The organism is Streptomyces odontotermitis (assembly GCF_050510915.1).
Taxonomy (GTDB): domain Bacteria; phylum Actinomycetota; class Actinomycetes; order Streptomycetales; family Streptomycetaceae; genus Streptomyces.
In genome coordinates this window covers 40,595-62,402 of sequence record NZ_JBNJLS010000027.1, presented here as the reverse complement: position 1 = coordinate 62,402, position 21,808 = coordinate 40,595, and the positions used below count along the sequence as shown (strand labels likewise).

The window sequence follows — 21,808 nt, the reverse complement described above, 5'->3', positions numbered from 1 at the left end:
CGCCACCTGAAGGCCCCATGCCGCCCACGCTCGCCTCGCTCGTCCACCACTCCGCGCTGAAGCTGACCGTGCGCGCGGGCGAGGAACGCCTGGACACCCCCGTGCGCTGGGCCCACGCCAGCGAACTCACCGACCCCGTGCCCTACATGGAGGGCGGCGAGCTCCTCCTGATCACCGCGCTCAAGCTGGACGCGGAGGACCCGGAGGCCATGCGGCGCTATGTGAAGCGGCTCTCGGACGCGGGTGTGGTGGGGCTCGGCTTCGCCGTCGGCGTGCACTACGCGGACATCCCGAAGGCGCTCGTCGACGCGGCCGCCGAGGTGCACCTGCCGCTCATCGAGGTGCCGCGCCGCACCCCGTTCCTCGCCATCAGCAAGGCCGTCTCCGCCGCCATCGCCGCCGAGCAGTACAAGGCGGTCACGGCGGGCTTCGCCGCCCAGCGCGAGCTCACCCGGCAGGCCCTGAGCGGCGGCCCGGAGGGGCTGCTCGGCGCGCTCGCCGCGCAGGTCGACGGCTGGGCCGCGCTGTACGACGCCTCGGGCGCCGTCGTCGCCACCGCCCCCGAGTGGGCCGGACGCCGCGCCGCCAAGCTCACCCCGGACGTGGAGCGGCTGCGCGACCGGCCCGCGCCCGCGAGCTCCGTCGTCGCGGGCGCCGAGGACCGGGTCGAGCTGCACTCGCTGGGCACGGGGCGCCGCCCGCGGGCCGCGCTCGCCGTCGGCACGGCCTCCACCCTCGGCACCGCCGAGCGGTACGCGGTGCACTCCGCGATCGCGCTCCTCACCCTCACCACGGAGCGCTCCCGCTCCCTGCACGCCGCCGAGCAGCGCATCGGCTCGGCCGTGGTGCGGATGCTGCTCGCGGGCGAGCCGGAGCACGCGCGCACGGTGGCGGGGGAGTTGTACGGGGGGCTGCTCGACGCCCCGTTCCGCCTGGTCGTCGCGGAGGCGGTGCCCGCGTCGTCGGCGGTGGCGCGCGGGCTCGGCGACGCGTCCCCGGAGAGCGAGGCCACACCCACCGCCTCGGCGGCGCTCGCGGCGGCCGACGCGCTGGGCGGCGACCCGCTCACCGCGCTCGCCGACGTCGTGGAGGCCGCGGCCGCCCGCGCGGGCGAGTCCCTCCTGGTCGTCCCGTACGGGGAACGGCTCGTCCTCCTCGTCGTGGACGCGGGCACGGCGGCGCGGGCCGTCGTCGAGTACGCCCAGGCCCTGGAGGCGGCGCGCGCGTCCGCGCCGGAGCAGGCCGCGGGCGACGACGCGGAGCTGATCATGGGCCTGTCGGCCCCGTCCGGACCCATCGCCGCCGCGACGGCCTACAAGCAGGCCGTCCAGGCCCTCTCCGTCGCCCGCCGCCGCGGCCGCGCCCTCGTCGAGCACGAGGAACTCGCGGCGGGCTCGGTCCTGCCCCTCCTCGCCGACGACGCGGTACGGGCGTTCGCGGACGGGCTGCTGCGGGCGCTGCACGAGCACGACGCGACGGGCCGCGGCGACCTGGTCGCGTCCCTGCGCGCCTGGCTCTCGCGGCACGGCCAGTGGGACGCGGCGGCGGCGGACCTCGGGGTGCACCGGCACACGCTGCGCTACCGGATGCGGCGGGTCGAGGAGATCCTCGGACGCTCCCTGGACGACCCGGACGTACGCATGGAGCTGTGGCTGGCGCTCAAGACGACGTCGACGGCGACCGAATGAGCCCGTCCGGCGGTCGAGGACCAGGCCGTTGAGGCCGAGCCCTCGCGCGGAGCGCGCCAGGAGACGCGGCGGGGAAAGTGCCAATCCGTAGCGCCCCGCCACCCCAACGCTCCGCCCCGGACAAACGCAAGCCCCACCCCCCACCCCTACGGTGGAAAACGTACGCACCACGCCACACCTCCGCGGAAGGGCCGGGACTCGCTATGACTTCCATCCACGCCTTCTGGCTCGCCGGTCGCCAGACCACCGGCGAGACCACTCTCGACGTCACCTCGCCCTGGGACGGGCGCCTCGTCGGCCAGGCCGCCGTTCCGACCGACGCCCAGGTCGAGGAGGCCGTCGCCGCCGCGTACGCGGTGCGCGAGGAGTTCGCCGCCACCCCCGCGCACGTACGGGCCGCCGCCCTCGACCACGTGAGCCGCCGCCTCGTCGAGCGCACCGAGGAGATCGCCCAGCTGATCTCCGCCGAGAACGGCAAGCCCATCAAGTGGGCCCGCGGCGAAGTCGGCCGCGCCGTCTCGGTGTTCCGGTTCGCCGCCGAGGAGGCCCGCCGGTTCAACGGCGGCGAGGCGCAGCGCCTCGACACCGACGCCGGCGGCCAGGGGCGCCTCGCCTTCACGCGCCGCTTCCCCAAGGGCGTCGTCCTCGGCATCGCGCCGTTCAACTTCCCGCTGAACCTCTGCGCCCACAAGGTCGCCCCGGCCATCGCCGTCGGCACGCCGATCATCCTCAAGCCCGCCCCGGCGACCCCCCTGTCCGGCCTCCTCATCGGCGAGCTCCTCGCCGAGACCGAGCTGCCCGCCGGGTCCTGGTCCGTGCTGCCCGTCGCCAACGACAAGATGCCCGAACTCGTCCAGGACGAGCGGCTTCCGGTCATCTCCTTCACGGGCTCCGACAAGGTCGGCTACCAGATCCTGGACTCGGTGCCGCGCAAGCACTGCACCCTGGAGCTCGGCGGCAACGGCGCGGCCGTCGTGCTGCCCGACTTCTCCTCCGACGAGGACCTGGACTGGGCCGCCGCGCGCATCGCGACCTTCTCCAACTACCAGGGCGGCCAGTCCTGCATCTCCGTGCAGCGGGTGATCGCGGACGCCTCCGTGTACGAGCGCCTGGTGCCGCGCGTCGTGAAGGCCGTCGAGGGCCAGGTCACCGGCGACCCGTCCGACCCGAAGACCGACGTCGGCCCGCTGGTCAGCGAGGACGCCGCCAAGCGCGTGGAGTCCTGGGTCGACGAGGCCGTCAAGGCGGGCGCGCAGGTCCTCGTGGGCGGCAGGCGCGACGGCGCCGCCTACGCGCCGACCGTGCTCGCCGACGTACCGGCCGACGTCACGATCGCCTGCGAGGAGGTCTTCGGCCCGGTCCTCACGCTGAAGAAGGTGGACGGCGAGCAGGCCGCCTTCGACGCCGTCAACGACTCCAAGTACGGCCTCCAGGCAGGCGTGTTCACGCACGACCTGCAGGCCGCCTTCCGCGCCCACCGCGCTCTGGAGGTCGGCGGCGTGGTCATCGGCGACGCCCCCTCCTACCGCGCCGACCAGATGCCGTACGGCGGCGTCAAGCAGTCCGGCGTCGGCCGCGAGGGCGTCCGCTTCGCGATGGACGACTACACGTACGAGCGCGTCATGGTGCTCACGGGCATCGACCTCTGAGACTCCGCGGCACCCAGAAGGAGACGGCCGGAGCCCGCTGTGCGGGGGCTCCGGCCGTCTCTGTGCGCGAGGCCGTGCGCGAGGCCGGGGGCGCGGCCGTAGGCCGCTCGCGCGCGAGGGGTGGTCGACTCGGGGGGAATCGGGTACATACGGACGAGTAGCACCGCCCGGTAACGGCGGTGCACCCCCATCCGACCGCGGCGAGGAGAACCCCTCATGACCGCACCACAGGACACCCCACGGGTCACTGAGCGCGAGGCGCGCCAGGTCGCCGAGGCCGCCCGCGAGCAGGACTGGCGCAAGCCGAGCTTCGCCAAGGAGCTCTTCCTCGGCCGCTTCCGGCTCGACCTGATCCACCCGCACCCGCTGCCCGCCGACGAGCACGCGCGACGCGGCGAGGAGTTCCTCACCAAGCTCCGGGACTTCTGCGAGACGAAGATCGACTCGGCCCGCATCGAGCGCGAGGCCCGCATCCCGGACGAGGTCGTGGGCGGCCTCAAGGAGCTCGGCGCCTTCGGCATGAAGATCGACACGAAGTACGGCGGGCTCGGCCTGACCCAGGTCTACTACAACAAGGCGCTCGCCCTCGTCGGCTCCGCGAGCCCCGCGATCAGCGCACTGCTCTCCGCGCACCAGTCGATCGGCGTGCCCCAGCCGCTGAAGCTGTTCGGCACCCAGGAGCAGAAGGACACGTTCCTGCCGCGCTGCGCCCGCACCGACATCAGCGCCTTCCTGCTGACCGAGCCGGACGTGGGCTCGGACCCGGCCCGCCTCGCCACCACGGCCGTACCGGACGGCGACGACTACGTCCTGGACGGCGTGAAGCTGTGGACCACCAACGGCGTGGTCGCCGACCTCCTCGTGGTCATGGCCCGTGTCCCGAAGTCCGACGACCACAAGGGCGGCATCACCGCCTTCGTCGTCGAGGCGGCGGCCGAGGGCGTCACCGTCGAGAACCGCAACGCCTTCATGGGCCTGCGCGGCCTGGAGAACGGCGTGACCCGCTTCCACCAGGTCCGCGTCCCCGCCGCGCACCGCATCGGCCCCGAGGGCGCCGGCCTCAAGATCGCCCTCACCACCCTCAACACCGGCCGCCTCTCGCTCCCCGCCACCTGCGTCGGCGCGGGCAAGTGGTGCCTGAAGATCGCCCGTGAGTGGTCGGGCGCCCGCGAGCAGTGGGGCAAACCGGTCGCGTTCCACGAGGCGGTGGGCGCCAAGATCTCCTTCATCGCGGCGACGACGTTCGCCCTGGAGGGCATGGTCGACCTGTCCTCGCAGATGGCCGACGAGGACCGCAACGACATCCGCATCGAGGCCGCCCTCGCCAAGCTGTACGGCTCCGAGATGGGCTGTCTGATGGCCGACGAGCTGGTCCAGATCCGCGGCGGCCGCGGCTTCGAGACCGCGGCGTCCCTCGCGGCGCGCGGCGAACGCGCCGTGCCCGCCGAGCAGATCCTGCGCGACCTGCGCATCAACCGCATCTTCGAGGGCTCGACGGAGATCATGCACCTCCTCATCGCCCGCGAGGCCGTCGACGCCCACCTGAAGGTCGCGGGCGACCTCATCGACCCCGACAAGTCCCTGTCCGACAAGGCCAGGGCGGGCGCGAAGGCGGGCGGCTTCTACGCCCGCTGGCTGCCGAAGCTGGTCGCGGGACCCGGCCAACTCCCGCGCTCGTACGCCGAGTTCCACCCGGCGGGCCACGCCGACCTCTCCGGCCACCTCCGCTACGTGGAGCGCTGCGCCCGCAAGCTGGCCCGGTCCACCTTCTACGCCATGTCGCGCTGGCAGGGAAAGATGGAGACCAAGCAGGGCTTCCTCGGCCGGATCGTCGACATCGGCGCGGAGCTCTTCGCGATGAGCGCGGCCTGTGTGCGCGCCGAACTCCTGCGCACCACCGAGGAGTACGGCCGCGAGGCGTACCAGCTGGCCGACGCCTTCTGCCGGCAGTCCCGCATCCGCGTCGACGAGCTCTTCGACCGCCTGTGGACCAACACCGACGACCTGGACCGCAAGGTCGTCAAGGGCGTCCTGTCGGGCACGTACACCTGGCTGGAGCAGGGCGTCGTCGACCCCAGCGGCGAGGGCCCCTGGATCGCCGACGCCACCCCGGGCCCCTCCACCAAGGAGAACGTCCACCGCCCCATCCGCTGACCCGCCCCATCCGCCGACCCGGTCCACCCGGCCGACCCGGTCCGTCCGGTACGCGAAGCCTTCTCCGCGACGGCCCCCGGTCCTACCATCGAGCGGCGGTCCCCGTGGTCCCGTACGAGCGCCGTACGCGCGCGGTACGGGCCCCCGAGGCCGCCGCTCGTACCGCCGGGGCCGCACGGACGAGGAGTCGGCGCCATGACCCGTACCCGGCCCTCCCTGGGGCGTCGTCTCGTCGCGGCTGTCCTCGGCGCCCGCGCCGCCCCGCGCCTTCGGCCCGTCCCGGTGGCCGTCGGCGACATCCGGCTGCTCGACGAGGACTGGCCCGAGTTCGAGCGGGCCCTCGACGAGGCGCTGGCCGACGTGCCGCACCGCGGGCTCTCCACCGAGCAGGCCCGCGCCGCCGTCCTGAGCGCGGCCCAGACGCTCACGGCCGCCGCGGCCCCCGAGTACGCCCACTATGTGCGGGTGCGCGAGGAACGGGGGCTGCTCGCGCAGCCCGAGGCCGGGCAGTCCGGGCAGTCCGCGCAGTCCGCGCAGTCCGCGGCAATGGTGGCCGCGGCGGCCGCGCCCGAGGCCGGTGCCTGGGGGAGTGCCGGGGTCGGCGCCGTCGTCGCCGTGCTCGCGCCGCTCCTCGCGGGGACGGCCGCCGTGGTGCTCCTCCTCGTCGGCTACGTCCTGAAGGCGCTCGACTCCTCGCCCGCCCTCGCCGACACGCTGCTCACCACCGGCTGGGTGTTCGGCGCGCTGACCGCGGCGACCTTCCTGGCCGCCGCGGCGGCCCTGCTCGTCACCGCCCTGCGGCAGGGCGGCAGTTCACTGCGCGCGCGGGACGGGGACGGGGCCGTGCCCGACGAGGTGGAGCAGGCGCGCGACGCCTGGCACCACGCGCTCCTCGAACGCGGCATCACACCCTTCCTGCGCGCCCTGCCCGGGGAGGCGGGAGCGCCCGGAGAAGCGGGAGCATCCGGAGCCCCCGGAGCCCCCGGAGCCCCCGGAGCCCCCGGAGCCCCCGGAGCCCCCGGAGCCCCCGGAGCCCCCGGAGCACCCAGAGCACCCAGAGAAGCCGGAGAGCCCAGAGAAGCCGGAGCACCCGGAGAAGCCGGAGAGCCCGGCGAACCGGACGCCCCCGGCACACGCCCCTGGCACCCCCGCCCCCGCCGCGGCCACCACCCCCGGACCCCCGGCGCCCACGCCCGCGAGCACGACTCGGACTGACCGTGCCCTGGTGCTCCCGTGTCCCTTCGGCGGGCAGGCAGAGCGCCCTCCCCTGGCCCTCCACGCCCCCACCCCTCCCCACCGCTCGCACCCCCCCCGAGCACGACTCCGACCGACCGGATCCGGGGCGCCCTGTCCAAACCGCTCGGCGGCCAGGCAAGAATGGGGGGATGAGCGACAGCCCAGCCCCCCTCGCCGACCCGCATCTGGTCTTCGAACCCGCGGCCCCCTCCGGCGCCTCCGGCCCCCGGGACCTCGTCATCCTCGGCTCCACCGGGTCCATCGGCACGCAGGCCATCGACCTGGTGCTGCGCAACCCCGACCGCTTCCGCGTGACCGGTCTCTCCGCCGCGGGCGGCCGGGTCGGCCTCCTCGCCGAGCAGGCCCGGCAGTTGCGGGTCCGCACCGTCGCGGTCGCCCGCGAGGACGTCGTGCCGGCGCTGCGGGAGGCGCTCAGCGGGCAGTACGCGGGCGAGCCGCTCCCCGAGATCCTGGCGGGGCCCGACGCCGCCACCGAACTCGCCGCGTCCCCGTGCCACACGGTCCTCAACGGCATCACCGGCTCCATCGGCCTGGCCCCCACGCTGGCCGCCCTCGAAGCGGGCCGCACCCTCGCGCTCGCCAACAAGGAGTCGCTGATCGTCGGCGGCCCCCTGGTCAAGGCGCTCGCCAAGCCGGGGCAGATCATTCCGGTCGACTCCGAGCACGCGGCGCTCTTCCAGGCGCTGAACGCGGGCACCCGCGCCGATGTGCGCAAGCTCGTCGTAACCGCGTCCGGCGGCCCCTTCCGCGGCCGGACGAAGGCGGAGCTCGCGGACGTCACCCCCGAGGACGCGCTCGCGCACCCGACCTGGGCGATGGGCCCGGTGATCACCATCAACAGCGCGACCCTGGTCAACAAGGGTCTGGAAGTCATCGAGGCACACCTCCTCTACGACATCCCCTTCGACCGCATCGAGGTCGTCGTCCACCCGCAGTCGTACGTGCACTCCATGGTGGAGTTCACCGACGGCTCGACCCTCGCGCAGGCGACCCCGCCCGACATGCGCGGCCCGATCGCCATCGGCATCGGCTGGCCCGAGCGGGTCCCGGACGCGGCCCCGGCGTTCGACTGGACCAAGGCGTCCAGCTGGGAGTTCTTCCCGCTCGACACCGACGCGTTTCCGTCGGTCGGGCTCGCCCGGCACGTCGGGGAGCTCGCGGGCACGGCTCCGGCGGTGTTCAATGCGGCCAACGAGGAGTGCGTCGACGCGTTCTTGAAGGGCGCGCTGCCGTTCAACGGAATCATGGAGACCGTCACCGAGGTCGTCGCCGAGCACGGCACCCCGTCCGGGGGAACCTCGCTGACGGTCCCGGACGTCCTCGAAGCGGAGACCTGGGCACGCGCCCGGGCCCGCGAACTGACGGCGAAGGCGACCGCGGAGGCCCGTGCATGACGACCCTGATGATGATCCTCGGCATAGTCGTCTTCGTGGTCGGGCTGCTGTTCTCGATCGCCTGGCACGAGCTGGGCCACCTGTCGACGGCCAAGATGTTCGGCATCCGCGTGCCGCAGTACATGGTGGGCTTCGGGCCGACGATCTTCTCGCGCAAGAAGGGCGACACCGAGTACGGCATCAAGGCCATCCCGCTCGGCGGCTACATCCGCATGATCGGCATGTTCCCGCCGGGCCCGGACGGAAAGCTGGAGGCCCGCTCCACCTCGCCCTGGCGCGGCATGATCGAGGACGCCCGCTCGGCGGCGTTCGAGGAGCTCCAGCCGGGCGACGAGTCCCGCCTCTTCTACACGCGCAAGCCGTGGAAGCGCGTGATCGTGATGTTCGCGGGCCCGTTCATGAACCTGATCCTCGCCGTGGCGATCTTCCTCGGCGTGATGATGACGTTCGGCATCAGCACCCAGACGACCTCGGTCGGCAAGGTCTCGGACTGCGTCATCCAGCAGAGCGAGAACCGCACGACGTGCGCGAAGGGCGACAAGCAGGCGCCCGCCAAGGCCGCGGGCCTCAAGGCCGGGGACAAGATCGTCGCCTTCCAGGGCAAGCCCGTCGACGACTGGTCGGCGCTGCAGTCCAAGATCCGCGAGACCGTGGGCCCGGCCACCCTCACCGTCGAGCGCGACGGCAAGAAGCTGGACCTGCACGCCAACCTCATCAAGAACCAGGTCAGCAAGACCGACGGGGACGGCGGCTACGTCGAGGGCAAGTACGTCTACGCGGGCTTCCTCGGCTTCACCCCGGCGAGCGGCATCGTCCAGCAGTCCTTCGGCGACTCCGTGAACCGCATGGGCGACATGATGGAGAACGGCGTCGAGTCGATCATCGCGCTCCCCTCCAAGATCCCCGACCTGTGGGACGCGGCGTTCGGCGACGGCGAGCGCAAGCAGGACTCCCCGATGGGCGTGGTCGGCGCGGCCCGCGTCGGCGGCGACGTGTTCACCCTGGACATCCCGCCGGAGAACCAGATCGCGATGATGCTGTTCCTCATCGCGGGCTTCAACCTCTCGCTGTTCCTGTTCAACATGCTGCCCCTGCTGCCCCTGGACGGCGGGCACATCGCGGGCGCCGTCTGGGAGTCCCTGCGCCGCACCACGGCCAAGGTCCTCAAGCGGCCCGACCCGGGCCCGTTCGACGTGGCGCGGCTGATGCCGGTCGCCTATGTGGTGGCCGGAATCTTCATCTGCTTCACGATCCTGGTGCTCATCGCGGACGTGGTTAACCCAGTGAGAATTTCCTAGTTACGCGGTGTTTGCGGCGGTCGGCCATGCTTTATGGTCGGCCGCCCACCATTGGGTGGACTTTGGGACGGGGTGTGCTGGGGCCCTCGCGGGTGCCGTAATCTCGGAACCTGGAGCCCGCCGATCTCGGGACCTCGATCCACACCTAGTGATCCACACTCTTGGGGATGCTCGCCAGATGACTGCCGTTTCTCTCGGAATCCCGTCCGTACCGACCAAGCTCGCCGACCGCAGGGTCAGCCGCAAGATCCAGGTCGGTTCGGTGGCCGTCGGCGGTGACGCGCCGATCTCCGTGCAGTCGATGACGACGACGCGCACGTCCGACATCGGCGCCACGCTCCAGCAGATCGCCGAGCTCACCGCCTCCGGCTGCGAGATCGTGCGCGTCGCCTGCCCCACGCAGGACGACGCGGACGCGCTGGCCACCATCGCGCGGAAGTCCTCGATCCCGGTGATCGCGGACATCCACTTCCAGCCGAAGTACGTCTTCGCGGCGATCGACGCGGGCTGCGCCGCGGTCCGCGTCAACCCGGGCAACATCAAGCAGTTCGACGACAAGGTCAAGGAGATCGCGAAGGCCGCCAAGGACGCGGGCACCCCGATCCGCATCGGCGTCAACGCGGGCTCGCTGGACGCCCGCCTCCTGAAGAAGTACGGCAAGGCCACCCCGGAGGCCCTCGTCGAGTCCGCCCTCTGGGAGGCGTCCCTCTTCGAGGAGCACGACTTCCGCGACATCAAGATCTCGGTCAAGCACAACGACCCGGTCGTGATGGTCAACGCCTACCGCCAGCTCGCCGCGGCCTGCGACTACCCCCTGCACCTCGGCGTGACCGAGGCCGGGCCCGCCTTCCAGGGCACCATCAAGTCGGCGGTCGCCTTCGGCGCGCTCCTCTCCGAGGGCATCGGCGACACCATCCGCGTCTCCCTCTCCGCGCCCCCGGCCGAAGAGGTCAAGGTCGGCATGCAGATCCTGGAGTCGCTGAACCTGAAGCAGCGCCGCCTGGAGATCGTCTCCTGCCCCTCCTGCGGCCGCGCCCAGGTCGACGTCTACAAGCTGGCCGAAGAGGTCACCGCGGGCCTGGACGGCATGGAGGTCCCCCTCCGCGTCGCCGTCATGGGCTGCGTGGTGAACGGCCCCGGCGAGGCCCGCGAGGCCGACCTCGGAGTCGCCTCCGGCAACGGCAAGGGCCAGATCTTCGTCAAGGGCGAGGTCATCAAGACGGTCCCCGAGTCGAAGATCGTGGAGACCCTCATCGACGAGGCGATGAAGATCGCCGAGCAGATGGAGAAGGACGGCGTGGCCTCGGGCGAGCCCCAGATCTCCGTCGCGGGCTGACACCCGGGAGCCTTCTTTCCGTACGCACCGTGGGGCCCCGTCGCTGCAGAGCGACGGGGCCCCGGGCGTTCCTGTCCTGGGGCGGTCACGAGCCACGACGCGGGGGCGGACGAACAAGTGCTCAAGCACCCCACGGCACAAGGCGCCCCCGCCAGGTACAGTGCGGAGATCAGCAGACCGTATGGTGAGGCCCCCCGTGTTGACGCAGACCACCACCAGGGTCCTCGAACCGAGTGACCTGGACGCAGCGCTCGCCGTGCTCGACCGCGAGCCGGTCGCCAATGCCTTCGTCACGGCCCGCGTCAAGATCGCCGGCCTCGACCCCTGGCGCCTCGGCGGCGAGATGTGGGGCTGGTACGAGGACGGCATGCTGGAGTCGCTCTGCTACGCGGGCGCCAACCTCGTCCCGATCTGCGCCACCCCCCGCGCCGTCCGCGGCTTCGCCGACCGCGCCCGCCGGGCCGGACGCCGCTGCTCCTCCATCGTCGGCCCCGCCGAGTCCACCGCCCAGCTCTGGCAGCTGCTCGAACCGAGCTGGGGCCCGGCCCGCGAGGTCCGCGCCCACCAGCCGCTCATGGTCACCGACCGGCTCCCGGCGGGCGTCGCCCCCGACCCGTACGTCCGCCGCGTCCGCAAGGACGAGATGGACACGATCATGCCGGCCTGCGTCGCGATGTTCACCGAAGAGGTCGGCGTCTCCCCGCTGGCCGGCGACGGCGGCCTGCTCTACCAGGCGCGGGTGGCCGAACTCGTGGGCGCAGGGCGGTCGTTCGCGCGCCTCGACGAGAACGGCCGGGTGGTGTTCAAGGCCGAGATCGGCGCCGCCACCGCACAGGCGTGCCAGGTGCAGGGCGTCTGGGTGGCCCCCGAGTACCGCGGCCGCGGCCTCGCCGCCCCCGGAATGGCGGCCGTCCTGCGCTACGCCCTCGCCGACGTGGCCCCCGTCGTCAGCCTCTACGTCAACGACTTCAACACGGCGGCCAGGGCGGCCTACCGGCGCGTGGGCTTCCAAGAGGTCGGCGCGTTCATGAGCGTCCTGTTCTGAGCGACCTGTTCCGAGCGCCCCGTACGCCCCGGTCGGAGAGTCGGACGAGTAAGTCCGAACCCGCGCCCGCCCTTCGGGCGGACGACGCGGGTTCGGACTTACTCGTCTAGGGTTCGGCGCATGAGTGACGACGTGGTGATCGGGCCCCTCGACCTCGCCGCCCGCGTGGACGAGGCGCTGCGCGTGCAGGCCCTCGCCTTCGGGCTCGGCGACGACGAGGTCACCGTGCGCCGCACCATCGTGCTGCGCCACATCACCTACCCCGGTGCCCGCGCCCTCGGCGCCACCACCCGCGACGGCCGGCTCGTCGGCTTCGTCTACGGCATGCCCAACGACCGCGGCCACTGGTGGTCCACCGTCGTCGAGCCGTATCTGCGCGGCCAGAACCTGGACGGCTGGCTCGACGACTCCTTCGTCATCACCGAGCTGCACGTCCACCCCGGCTACCAGAACCGCGGCGTCGGCCGCGCCCTCATCACCACCATCACGGACGGCGCCGACCAGCCCCGCTCCATCCTCTCCGCCATCGACACGGAGAGCCCCGCCCGCGCCCTGTACCGCGCCCTCGGCTACGGCGACCTCGCCCGCCAGGTCCTGTTCCCGAGCGCCCCCAAGCCGTACGCGGTGATGGGCGCCCACCTGCCCCTGCACCGCCGCACCACGGCCCCCTGACCCGGGAACCGATTTCCACCCGCACCCGGCCCCCGGCTAACCTCCTGGACATCTCGTCCTTACGCAGCAGGAGTTAACGATCATGGCCCAGGTCCAGCGCATGTCCCGTTTGATGGTCAAGACACTGCGCGACGACCCGGCGGACGCCGAGGTCCTGAGCCACAAGCTCCTCGTCCGCGCCGGGTTCGTGCGCCGCACCGCCGCCGGTGTCTGGTCCTGGCTGCCGCTCGGCAGGAAGGTGCTCGCCAACGTCGAGCGGGTCGTCCGCGAGGAGATGGACGCCATCGGCGCCCAGGAGGTCCTGCTCCCGGCCCTCCTGCCCAAGGAGCCCTACGAGGCGACCGGCCGCTGGGAGGAGTACGGCCCCGAGCTGTTCCGCCTCAACGACCGCAAGGGCGGCGACTACCTCCTCGGCCCGACCCACGAGGAGATCTTCACCCAGCTCGTCAAGGACCAGTGCTCGTCCTACAAGGACCTGCCGGTGATCCTGTACCAGATCCAGACCAAGTACCGCGACGAGGCCCGTCCGCGCGCGGGCATCCTGCGCGGCCGCGAGTTCCAGATGAAGGACTCGTACTCCTTCGACACCGCCGACGAGGGCCTCGCCGAGTCGTACGCGCTGCACCGCGCCGCGTACCAGCGGATCTTCGAGCGCCTCGGCCTGGACTACCGCATCTGCGCGGCCACCGCGGGCGCCATGGGCGGCTCGAAGTCCGAGGAGTTCCTCGCCCCGGCCGGCGCCGGCGAGGACACCTTCGCCGACTGCCCGAACTGCGACTACGCCGCCAACACCGAGGCGATCACCTTCGCCCTGAAGCCGGTGGCCGCCGACGGCGTCGCCGCGCTCGAGGAGATCCCGACCCCCGACACCCCGACGATCGAGACGCTCGCCGCCCACCTCGGCGTCCCGGCCTCCGCGACCCTCAAGAACCTCCTGGTCAAGGTCGACGGCGAGATCGTCGCCGTGGGCGTCCCCGGCCACCGCGAGGTCGACATGGACAAGGTCGAGGCGCACTTCGCCCCGGCCGCCGTGGAGCTGGTCACCGCCGAGGACTTCACGGACCGCCCCGATCTCGTACGCGGCTACGTCGGCCCCCAGGGCCTGGACAAGGTCACCTACCTCGCCGACCCGCGCATCGCCCCCGGCACCTCCTGGATCACGGGCGCCAACAAGGACGGCGTGCACGCGAAGAACGTCGTCGCGGGCCGTGACTTCGAGGTCGACCGTTACGTGGACGTGGTCGTCGTCGAGGAGGGCGACCCCTGCCCGTCCTGCGGCACCGGCCTCAAGCTGGACCGCGCCATCGAGATCGGCCACATCTTCCAGCTGGGCCGCAAGTACGCCGACGCCCTCCAGCTCGACGTCCTCGGCCAGAACGGCAAGCCGGTCCGCGTGACCATGGGCTCGTACGGCATCGGCGTCTCCCGCGCCGTCGCCGCCCTCGCCGAGCAGCACGCCGACGACCAGGGCCTGTGCTGGCCGAAGGAGATCGCCCCCGCCGACGTCCACGTGGTGGCCGCGGGCAAGGCGCTCCAGACGGAACTGGCCCTGGAGGTCTCCGAGAAGCTGTCCGCCGCGGGCGTCCGCGTCCTGGTCGACGACCGCGCCGGGGTCTCCCCGGGCGTGAAGTTCACCGACGCGGAGCTGATCGGCGTCCCCAAGATCCTGGTGGCGGGCCGCCGTTCGGCCGAGGGCGTGCTGGAGCTGAAGGACCGCCGCACGGGCGAGCGCGAGGAACTGACGGTCGACGAGGCCATCGCCCGCCTCACCGCCTGACGGCTGGTCTTACGGCGAGGGGGCGCCCCGTGGGAACGGGGCGCCCCCTCGCTGTCTCCGCGCAGGGCGAGGGAAGGCCCTACAGCCACCCGGCGAACTCCAGCAGCAGCTCCGCGTCCTGGTCCCGGCCCACGCGCCGCGCCCGCACCCCCGACTCCACGGCCCGGAACAGCGTCCAGCCCCGCAGCCGCTCCTGCTCCACGTCCAGCGACTCCGCGAGCCGCTTCACCCGCCGTCGCGTGATCGAAGGCCCCGACGGCGAGGCGATGAGGTCCTCCACCCGGTCCCGCACGAGCCGCGCCAGGTCGAACGCGCACTCACCCACCACCGGGTCCGGCCCCACCGCGTGCCATGGCATGCGGTCGCCAGCGAGCACCTTGCTCTGCCGGAAGGTCCCGTGCAGCAGCCGCTCTTCCACCGGGGCGGCGAGCAGCTCGTCGCGGGCCGCGAGGGCCGCCTCCACCAGCGGCGCGACCTCCGCGTCCGACGACGCGGCCATCGCCTCGGCCTGCCGTCCCGTCCGCTCGGCGACCGTCTCGATGCGGTGGTCCGCCGGGGGAGCGACCCACAGGCGGCGCAGGGTGCCCGCCGCTTCGAGGAGCGCCTTCGCCTCGGGCAGGGAGCGCACCGAGACGTCGCTGTGCAGCCGCTCGATGAGCAGGGAGCCGTCCGCCGAGGGCCCGCCGTCGTCCAGGAGCCGTGCGGCCCCGAGCCCGCCCCAGTGCGCGAGCGCGGCCCGCTCGCTGTCGGGGCGGGAGCGCGGCGGCACCAGCTTCAGGACCGCGGGGGTGCCGTCCTGCCGCCGCACGAGCAGCACGAGGCTGCTCCTGCCGCCCGGCACCTGCACCCGCTCGACGGTCAACTCCCGCTCCTCGACGGCCTGTCGGGTCAGCTCCGGCAGCGTGGCCAGCCAGGTGTCGGTGCCGGGGTCGGCCGCCTCTCGGTGTGCCTCGCCGAGGGCGCGCACCAGGCGCGGAGGCGGTTCGAAAGCCATGCGTGAGCTGTTCCCTTCCAAGCTGATCAGGTCTGCGGCGACGCGGGCGCGCCCGGCTTGGCGGCCCGCTCGGCGAGACCAGGGAAGGCTACGCTCCCGCCGCGCCACCGCGCCGCACGCACCGCCGCCTCCCGCAGCGCGGCGGCCGCGTCCGCCCGCCGGGTGCCGCTCGCGGCCCGTACGAGGTCGGAGTAGACGCCCGCGACCCGGTCCTCCAGGTCCGCCGCGAGCCGCACCGCGGCCGCCGAGTCCGGCACGGGGAACGGCAGCGCGTACGCGGCCGACGCCGCGTCGGGCTCCGCGCCCAGGTCGCGCACGGCCCGCTGCAGCTCGTCGCGGCGGGCGCGATGGGCGTCGTACGCCGTCCGCGCCTCCGCCCTGCGGCCCTCACCGATGCGGCCGCCGACCACGCCGTAGCCGTAGACGGCCGCGTGCTCGGCGGCGAGCGCGGCCTGCACGGCCTTCAACTCGGGCTTCTTCTCGCTCACTTGGCGCCCTCCGTCAGCAGATACGCGTGTGCGGCGCCCGCCGCGGCGACCGAGGCGAGCAGCCGGGCCAGCTCGGGCGGGGCGTCCAGGAGCGCCGTGCCGCGCCGGTCGGAGAGCTCCCGCTCGGCGGCCGCGAGGCCGCGCGCGGCGGCCTTCTCGTCGCCGGGCACGGACGGCACGGGGGAGGCGCCGGTGGACGGGGACGCGGAGGGTCCCGCGGGGCCCGACGACGGCGTCGCCTCGGGGAGCCCCTCCGCGAACGCCGCCTTGTGCCGGGCCACTTCCGCCCGCAGCGGCGCGAGCCGCGCGCGCAGCCCGGGGTGGGCGGCGAGGACGGCGTCGTAGCGGGCGAGCAGCTCGGTGCTGTCCTGGACGGCGCGGCCGCGCAGGCGGCGGGCGGCGGAGGGGCGCTCGTCCGCGTCCGGGCCGGAGGCGCCGGAGCAGCCCGCGAGCAGCGCGGTCCCGGCGGCCCCGGCCGCCCCGGTGAGCAGACTCCTTCGGCGCGGCCCTGGGCGGGACCACGAGGGGGTGAGATGCGACGGCACGGCAGACGTCCTCGGAGCAGGAGGGCCAGAAGGCGCAGACGGGAAGAGCGGGGACCCGGACGGACCCGGTGATCACCGTACCTGCGGGCACGGCCGCCGCCCGCGAGCGGCTCGGCACTCCCGTGCCACGGCGCCTTCGCGCCCGTACGGTGGACAGCAACACCCTTCGCGACCGGATACCCTTTGACCTGACACGCGACGATCCCACAACAGCACACGCGGCCGAGGAGTCACCCGGATGAGCACCACCCAGAGCGAGAGGCTGCGAGAACTGCTGGAACCGCTCGTCAGCTCCCAGGACCTCGATCTCGAGGAGATCGAAGTGGCTTCGGTCGGCCGCAAGCGCGTGCTGCGCGTCGTCGTCGACTCCGAGGACGGCGTGGATCTGGACCGGATCGCGGATGTGAGCCGCGCGCTCTCCGCGAAGCTCGACGAGACGGACGCGATGGGTGACGGCGAGTACGACCTGGAGGTCGGCTCCCCCGGCGCGGAGCGCGCCCTCACCCAGCACCGCCACTATGTGCGTGCCACAGGCCGCCTGGTGAAGTTCCAGCTGACCGCCGGCGGCGAGCTCGTCGCCCGGATCCTGACGGTGGACGAGGACGGTCTCGACCTCGAGGTGCCCGGCGTGAAGGGCCGCAAGCCCACCGCGCGCAGGCTGGCCTTCGACGAGATCGACAAGGCGCGTGTCCAGGTCGAGTTCAACCGCAAGGACAAGAAGGAAGAGGAGGCGTAGCCGTGGACATCGACATGAGCGCCCTGCGGGGTCTGGTACGGGAGAAGGAGATCTCCTTCGACCTCCTTGTCGAGGCGATCGAGTCCGCCCTCCTCATCGCCTACCACCGCACCGACGGCAGCTTCCGCCGCGCGCGCGTCAAGCTGGACCGCGAGAGTGGCCACGTGACGGTGTGGGCGACGGAGGACCCGGCCGACCTCGAAGAGGGCCAGGAGCCCAAGGAGTTCGACGACACCCCGTCGGACTTCGGCCGCATCGCCGCGACCACGGCGAAGCAGGTCATCCTGCAGCGCCTGCGGGACGCGGAGGACGACGCGACGCTCGGCGAGTACGCGGGCCGCGAGGGCGACATCGTCACCGGCGTCGTCCAGCAGGGCCGCGACCCGAAGAACGTCCTGGTGGACATCGGCAAGCTGGAGGCCATCCTGCCGGTGCAGGAGCAGGTCCCCGGCGAGGAGTACCCGCACGGGATGCGGCTTCGCTCGTACGTGGTCCGGGTGGCCAAGGGTGTGCGTGGCCCGTCCGTGACGCTCTCGCGCACGCACCCGAACCTGGTGAAGAAGCTCTTCGCGCTCGAGGTGCCGGAGATCGCCGACGGCTCGGTGGAGATCTCCGCCATCGCCCGTGAGGCCGGTCACCGCACCAAGATCGCGGTCCGCTCGACCCGTTCGGGGCTCAACGCCAAGGGCGCCTGCATCGGCCCCATGGGCAGCCGTGTGCGCAACGTCATGGGCGAGCTGAACGGCGAGAAGATCGACATCGTGGACTGGTCCGAGGACCCGGCCGAGATGGTCGCCCACGCGCTCTCCCCGGCACGGGTCAGCAAGGTGGAGGTCGTGGACCTCGCGGCCCGCTCCGCGCGCGTGACGGTGCCGGACTACCAGCTGTCGCTCGCCATCGGCAAGGAGGGCCAGAACGCCCGCCTCGCCGCCCGGCTCACGGGCTGGCGCATCGACATCCGGCCGGACACGGAACAAACGCCGGAGTCCGCTGGTTCAGGCGAGTAGGGGCCGGGTCGCTCCGGCCTGCCCGCCGAAGCGATCAAGCCCGCCGAACTGATCAAGACAACAGCCGTTCGATTTTTGCCCCAAAGGGGTGAGGTCGGTGCGGGGAGGTAGACTTAAGCGTGTCTGGCCGGACGCACGCCCGCGCCTGCCCTGAGCGAACCTGCGTGGGTTGCCGGGAGCGAGCGGCCAAGAGCGATCTTCTGCGGATCGTGGCGACCGGAGGCGAATGCGCCCCCGATCCAAGCGGTACGCTGCCCGGCCGGGGTGCCTATGTACACCCCGCCCTGGTCTGTCTTGACCTGGCGGTCCGCCGCCGGGCGTTCCCCCGGGCCTTCAGGGTCCAGGGACCGCTCGACATCACGGATGTGCGCCGGGCTGTCGAGACCGTTGCCGAACAGGCAACACCGTAAGAAGCGCCGTGCGGAACCGCCGCGCGGCCTAGGTACCTCGCGAGTTGGAAGTAGGTCGAGATTGCGATGAGCACTCGATGAGTACGCGATGAGTACGCCCATGAAGTAGCGACGGTCCGGCGTAACCCGGACCTAAAAGGAGCGAAGTGGCTAAGGTCCGGGTATACGAACTCGCCAAGGAGTTCGGCGTAGAGAGCAAGGTCGTCATGGCCAAGCTCCAAGAACTCGGTGAATTCGTACGTTCGGCGTCCTCGACGATCGAGGCGCCGGTAGTACGCAAACTGACTGACGCATTGAACCAGGGCGGTGGCAACGGCAAGGCCGCCCCCGCCAAGCCCGCGGCCCCGCGCAAGGCGGCCGCCCCCAAGCCGGCGTCCCCGGCCGCGCCCTCGCCGGCGCAGGCCGCGCGTCCGGCTGCCCCCAAGCCGCCGGCGCCCAAGCCCGCCGCGGCCGAGAAGCCCGCGTCCCCGGCTCCGGCCTCTCCGGCCACCCCGGGTCCGCGTCCCACGCCGGGCCCGAAGCCGCCCGCGCCCAAGCCGGCTCCGGCGGCCCCGGCCGCCCCGGAGTTCACCGCGCCTCCGGCCGCTCCCGCGGCCGAGAAGCCGGCGTCCCCGGCGGCCCCGCGCCCCGGCGCCCGTCCCGGCCCCGGCGCCCCCAAGCCCGGTGGCCGTCCGGCTCCCGGCCAGGGTGGTCAGGGCCGTGGCGACCGTCAGGGTGCTCCGCGCCCCGGCGGCCAGGGCGCCCCGCGTCCCGGTGCCCGTCCCGCGGGCCCGCGTCCGGGCAACAACCCGTTCACCTCTGGTGGCTCCACCGGCATGGCGCGCCCGCAGGCGCCCCGTCCGGGCGGCGCCCCGCGTCCCGGTGGCCAGGGTGGCCCCGGTGGTGCTCCGCGCCCCGGTGGCCAGGGCGGTCCCGGTGGCGCTCCCCGTCCGCAGGGTCAGGGCGGCGCCCGTCCGACCCCGGGCGGCATGCCCCGTCCGCAGGGCGGCGCTCCGCGTCCCGGCGGCGGCCCCGGCGGTAACCGTCCGAACCCGGGCATGATGCCGCAGCGTCCCGCTGCGGGCCCGCGTCCCGGTGGTGGCCCCGGCGGTGGCCGTGGTCCCGGCGGCGGCGGTCGTCCGGGCGGCGGCGGTCGTCCCGGTGGCGGCGGCTTCGCGGGCCGTCCCGGCGGCGGTGGCGGCGGGTTCGCCGGCCGTCCCGGTGGTCCGGGTGGCGGCGGCGGTGCCGGTCGTCCCGGTGGTGGCGGCGGCTTCGGCGGCCGTCCCGGCTTCGGCGGTCGTCCGGGTGGTCCCGGTGGCCGTGGTGGCACGCAGGGTGCGTTCGGCCGTCCCGGCGGTCCGGCGCGTCGTGGTCGCAAGTCGAAGCGGCAGAGGCGCCAGGAGTACGAGGCCATGCAGGCCCCGTCGGTCGGCGGCGTGATGCTGCCTCGCGGCAACGGCGAGACCGTTCGCCTGTCGCGCGGTGCTTCCCTCACCGACTTCGCGGAGAAGATCAACGCCAACCCGGCGTCGCTCGTCGCGGTCATGATGAACCTCGGTGAGATGGTCACGGCCACGCAGTCCGTCTCCGACGAGACGCTGCAGCTCCTCGGCGACGAGATGAACTACCAGGTTCAGATCGTCAGCCCCGAGGAGGAGGACCGCGAGCTGCTCGAGTCCTTCGACATCGAGTTCGGCGAGGACGAGGGCGGCGAAGAGGCCCTCATGTCCCGTCCGCCGGTCGTGACCGTCATGGGTCACGTCGACCACGGTAAGACCCGACTCCTCGACGCGATCCGCAAGACCAACGTGGTCGCGGGCGAGGCCGGTGGCATCACCCAGCACATCGGTGCCTACCAGGTCGCGACCGAGGTCAACGGCGAGGACCGCGCGATCACCTTCATCGACACCCCCGGTCACGAGGCGTTCACCGCCATGCGTGCCCGTGGTGCGAAGTCCACCGACATCGCGATCCTCGTGGTCGCGGCCAACGACGGTGTGATGCCGCAGACGATCGAGGCGCTGAACCACGCCAAGGCGGCCGAGGTGCCGATCGTGGTCGCGGTCAACAAGATCGACGTCGAGGGTGCCGACCCGACCAAGGTGCGCGGTCAGCTCACCGAGTTCGGTCTGGTGGCCGAGGAGTACGGCGGCGACACGATGTTCGTCGACATCTCCGCCAAGCAGGGCCTCAACATCGACTCCCTGCTCGAGGCCGTGGTCCTGACCGCGGACGCCTCGCTCGACCTGCGGGCCAACCCGGAGCAGGACGCGCAGGGTATTGCGATCGAGGCCCACCTCGACAAGGGCCGCGGTGCCGTCGCGACCGTCCTCGTCCAGCGCGGTACCCTCCGCGTCGGCGACACGATGGTCGCCGGTGACGCCTACGGCCGCGTCCGCGCGATGCTCGACGACAAGGGCGAGAACGTCGAGGAAGCGGGTCCGTCGACCCCCGTCCTCGTCCTCGGTCTCACCAACGTCCCGGGCGCCGGCGACAACTTCCTGGTCGTCGACGAGGACCGTACGGCCCGTCAGATCGCCGAGAAGCGTGCCGCCCGTGAGCGCAACGCCGCGTTCGCCAAGCGCGTCCGCCGCGTCTCGCTCGAGGACCTGGACAAGGTGCTCAAGGCCGGCGAGATCCAGCAGCTCAACCTCATCATCAAGGGTGACGCTTCTGGTTCCGTCGAGGCCCTGGAGTCCTCCCTGCTCCAGCTGGACGTCGGCGAAGAGGTCGACATCCGCGTCCTGCACCGCGGTGTGGGTGCCGTCACCGAGTCGGACATCGACCTGGCGATGGGCTCCGACGCCATCGTCATCGGCTTCAACGTCCGCGCGGCCGGCCGTGCCGCGCAGATGGCGGAGCGCGAGGGCGTCGACGTCCGCTACTACTCGGTGATCTACCAGGCCATCGAGGAGATCGAGGCGGCCCTCAAGGGCATGCTCAAGCCGGAGTACGAGGAGGTCGAGCTCGGCACCGCGGAGATCCGCGAGGTCTTCCGCTCGTCCAAGCTCGGCAACATCGCGGGTGTGCTCATCCGCTCCGGCGAGGTCAAGCGGAACACCAAGGCCCGGCTCCTGCGCGATGGCAAGGTCATCGCGGAGAGCCTCAACATCGAGGGCCTGCGTCGCTTCAAGGACGACGTCACCGAGATCCGCGAAGGGTTCGAGGGCGGTATCAACCTCGGCAACTTCAACGACATCAAGGTCGACGACGTCATCGCGACGTACGAGATGCGGGAGAAGCCGCGGGCGTAACGCTTGTGGTGCGCGCTGGCCGACGGAGAGGGTTTCCGTCGGCCAGCGCGCCGTTGCGGGGGCCGGCGCCCAAGGGTCGGCGGGGGTAAAACCCCGTCGAGCGGCCCCCGCGTTCGTTGTACGGT

General features: G+C 72.8%; 17 protein-coding genes. 14 read left to right on the top strand and 3 right to left on the bottom strand.

Annotated features, from left to right (window positions below; translation table 11 throughout):
• Window positions 1-17 precede the first annotated feature (17 nt).
• The 10 genes from ACQB60_RS41400 (at window position 18) to ACQB60_RS41355 (ending at window position 14,270) form a co-directional block, all read left to right on the top strand.
• The gene (locus ACQB60_RS41400) at window positions 18-1,688 is read left to right on the top strand and encodes a PucR family transcriptional regulator (protein WP_496931261.1); all 1,671 of its coding nucleotides are present in this window, start codon (window positions 18-20) and stop codon (window positions 1,686-1,688) included.
• A 203-nt stretch (window positions 1,689-1,891) separates the two neighbouring features.
• A complete protein-coding gene (locus ACQB60_RS41395) occupies window positions 1,892-3,337 on the top strand; it encodes an aldehyde dehydrogenase family protein (protein ID WP_496931260.1) in 1,446 nt (481 codons plus the stop codon).
• A gap of 216 nt (window positions 3,338-3,553) precedes the next feature.
• A complete protein-coding gene (locus ACQB60_RS41390; RefSeq protein WP_496931259.1) occupies window positions 3,554-5,491 on the top strand; it encodes an acyl-CoA dehydrogenase family protein in 1,938 nt (645 codons plus the stop codon).
• Between the two features lie 195 nt (window positions 5,492-5,686).
• On the top strand, window positions 5,687-6,706 hold the full coding sequence (locus tag ACQB60_RS41385) for a hypothetical protein (RefSeq protein WP_496931258.1): 1,020 nt from the start codon (window positions 5,687-5,689) through the stop codon (window positions 6,704-6,706).
• Window positions 6,707-6,876: 170 nt separating this feature from the next.
• On the top strand, window positions 6,877-8,142 hold the full coding sequence (gene dxr, locus ACQB60_RS41380; RefSeq protein ID WP_496931257.1) for a 1-deoxy-D-xylulose-5-phosphate reductoisomerase: 1,266 nt from the start codon (window positions 6,877-6,879) through the stop codon (window positions 8,140-8,142).
• Complete coding sequence (locus ACQB60_RS41375; RefSeq protein ID WP_496931256.1) at window positions 8,139-9,440, top strand: M50 family metallopeptidase; 1,302 nt, start codon at window positions 8,139-8,141, stop codon at window positions 9,438-9,440. The genes dxr and ACQB60_RS41375 overlap by 4 nt, the downstream gene beginning before the upstream one ends.
• Before the next feature lie 178 nt (window positions 9,441-9,618).
• Window positions 9,619-10,776 (top strand): flavodoxin-dependent (E)-4-hydroxy-3-methylbut-2-enyl-diphosphate synthase, encoded by a 1,158-nt coding sequence (gene ispG / locus ACQB60_RS41370; protein WP_496931255.1) that lies wholly within the window; start codon window positions 9,619-9,621, stop codon window positions 10,774-10,776.
• Window positions 10,777-10,972: 196 nt separating this feature from the next.
• Window positions 10,973-11,821: a GNAT family N-acetyltransferase gene (locus tag ACQB60_RS41365; protein ID WP_496931254.1), complete on the top strand. Its 849-nt coding sequence runs from the start codon at window positions 10,973-10,975 to the stop codon at window positions 11,819-11,821.
• A gap of 120 nt (window positions 11,822-11,941) precedes the next feature.
• Window positions 11,942-12,493 carry a GNAT family N-acetyltransferase gene (locus tag ACQB60_RS41360; protein WP_496931253.1) on the top strand — a complete coding sequence of 184 codons (552 nt, stop codon included), beginning with the start codon at window positions 11,942-11,944 and terminating at the stop codon, window positions 12,491-12,493.
• A gap of 82 nt (window positions 12,494-12,575) precedes the next feature.
• Window positions 12,576-14,270: a proline--tRNA ligase gene (locus ACQB60_RS41355; RefSeq protein ID WP_496931252.1), complete on the top strand. Its 1,695-nt coding sequence runs from the start codon at window positions 12,576-12,578 to the stop codon at window positions 14,268-14,270.
• Between the two features lie 79 nt (window positions 14,271-14,349).
• Here the strand turns inward: ACQB60_RS41355 and ACQB60_RS41350 are convergent, their stop codons facing one another.
• The 3 genes from ACQB60_RS41350 to ACQB60_RS41340 are packed head-to-tail and all read right to left on the bottom strand — an operon-like array spanning window position 14,350 to window position 16,297.
• Window positions 14,350-15,264: an aminoglycoside phosphotransferase family protein gene (locus tag ACQB60_RS41350; protein WP_496931251.1), complete on the bottom strand. Its 915-nt coding sequence runs from the start codon at window positions 15,262-15,264 to the stop codon at window positions 14,350-14,352.
• Between the two features lie 26 nt (window positions 15,265-15,290).
• Window positions 15,291-15,752: a ferritin-like domain-containing protein gene (locus ACQB60_RS41345; RefSeq protein ID WP_496931250.1), complete on the bottom strand. Its 462-nt coding sequence runs from the start codon at window positions 15,750-15,752 to the stop codon at window positions 15,291-15,293.
• Window positions 15,749-16,297, bottom strand: coding sequence for a hypothetical protein (locus ACQB60_RS41340; protein WP_496931249.1), 549 nt, complete (start codon window positions 16,295-16,297; stop codon window positions 15,749-15,751). The genes ACQB60_RS41345 and ACQB60_RS41340 overlap by 4 nt, the downstream gene beginning before the upstream one ends.
• A 238-nt stretch (window positions 16,298-16,535) precedes the next feature.
• Here ACQB60_RS41340 and rimP point away from each other — a divergent pair, with 238 nt between their 5' ends.
• The 4 genes from rimP to infB all read left to right on the top strand — a co-directional run bounded on the left by rimP (window position 16,536) and on the right by infB (window position 21,683).
• Window positions 16,536-17,033 carry a ribosome maturation factor RimP gene (rimP, locus tag ACQB60_RS41335; protein WP_496931248.1) on the top strand — a complete coding sequence of 166 codons (498 nt, stop codon included), beginning with the start codon at window positions 16,536-16,538 and terminating at the stop codon, window positions 17,031-17,033.
• A gap of 2 nt (window positions 17,034-17,035) precedes the next feature.
• Entirely contained in the window at window positions 17,036-18,040 is a 1,005-nt protein-coding gene (nusA, locus tag ACQB60_RS41330; protein ID WP_496931247.1) for a transcription termination factor NusA, read from the top strand.
• A gap of 119 nt (window positions 18,041-18,159) precedes the next feature.
• Window positions 18,160-18,450: a YlxR family protein gene (locus ACQB60_RS41325; protein WP_496931246.1), complete on the top strand. Its 291-nt coding sequence runs from the start codon at window positions 18,160-18,162 to the stop codon at window positions 18,448-18,450.
• A gap of 146 nt (window positions 18,451-18,596) precedes the next feature.
• Window positions 18,597-21,683 carry a translation initiation factor IF-2 gene (gene infB, locus ACQB60_RS41320; protein WP_496931245.1) on the top strand — a complete coding sequence of 1,029 codons (3,087 nt, stop codon included), beginning with the start codon at window positions 18,597-18,599 and terminating at the stop codon, window positions 21,681-21,683.
• Window positions 21,684-21,808: the final 125 nt, after the last annotated feature.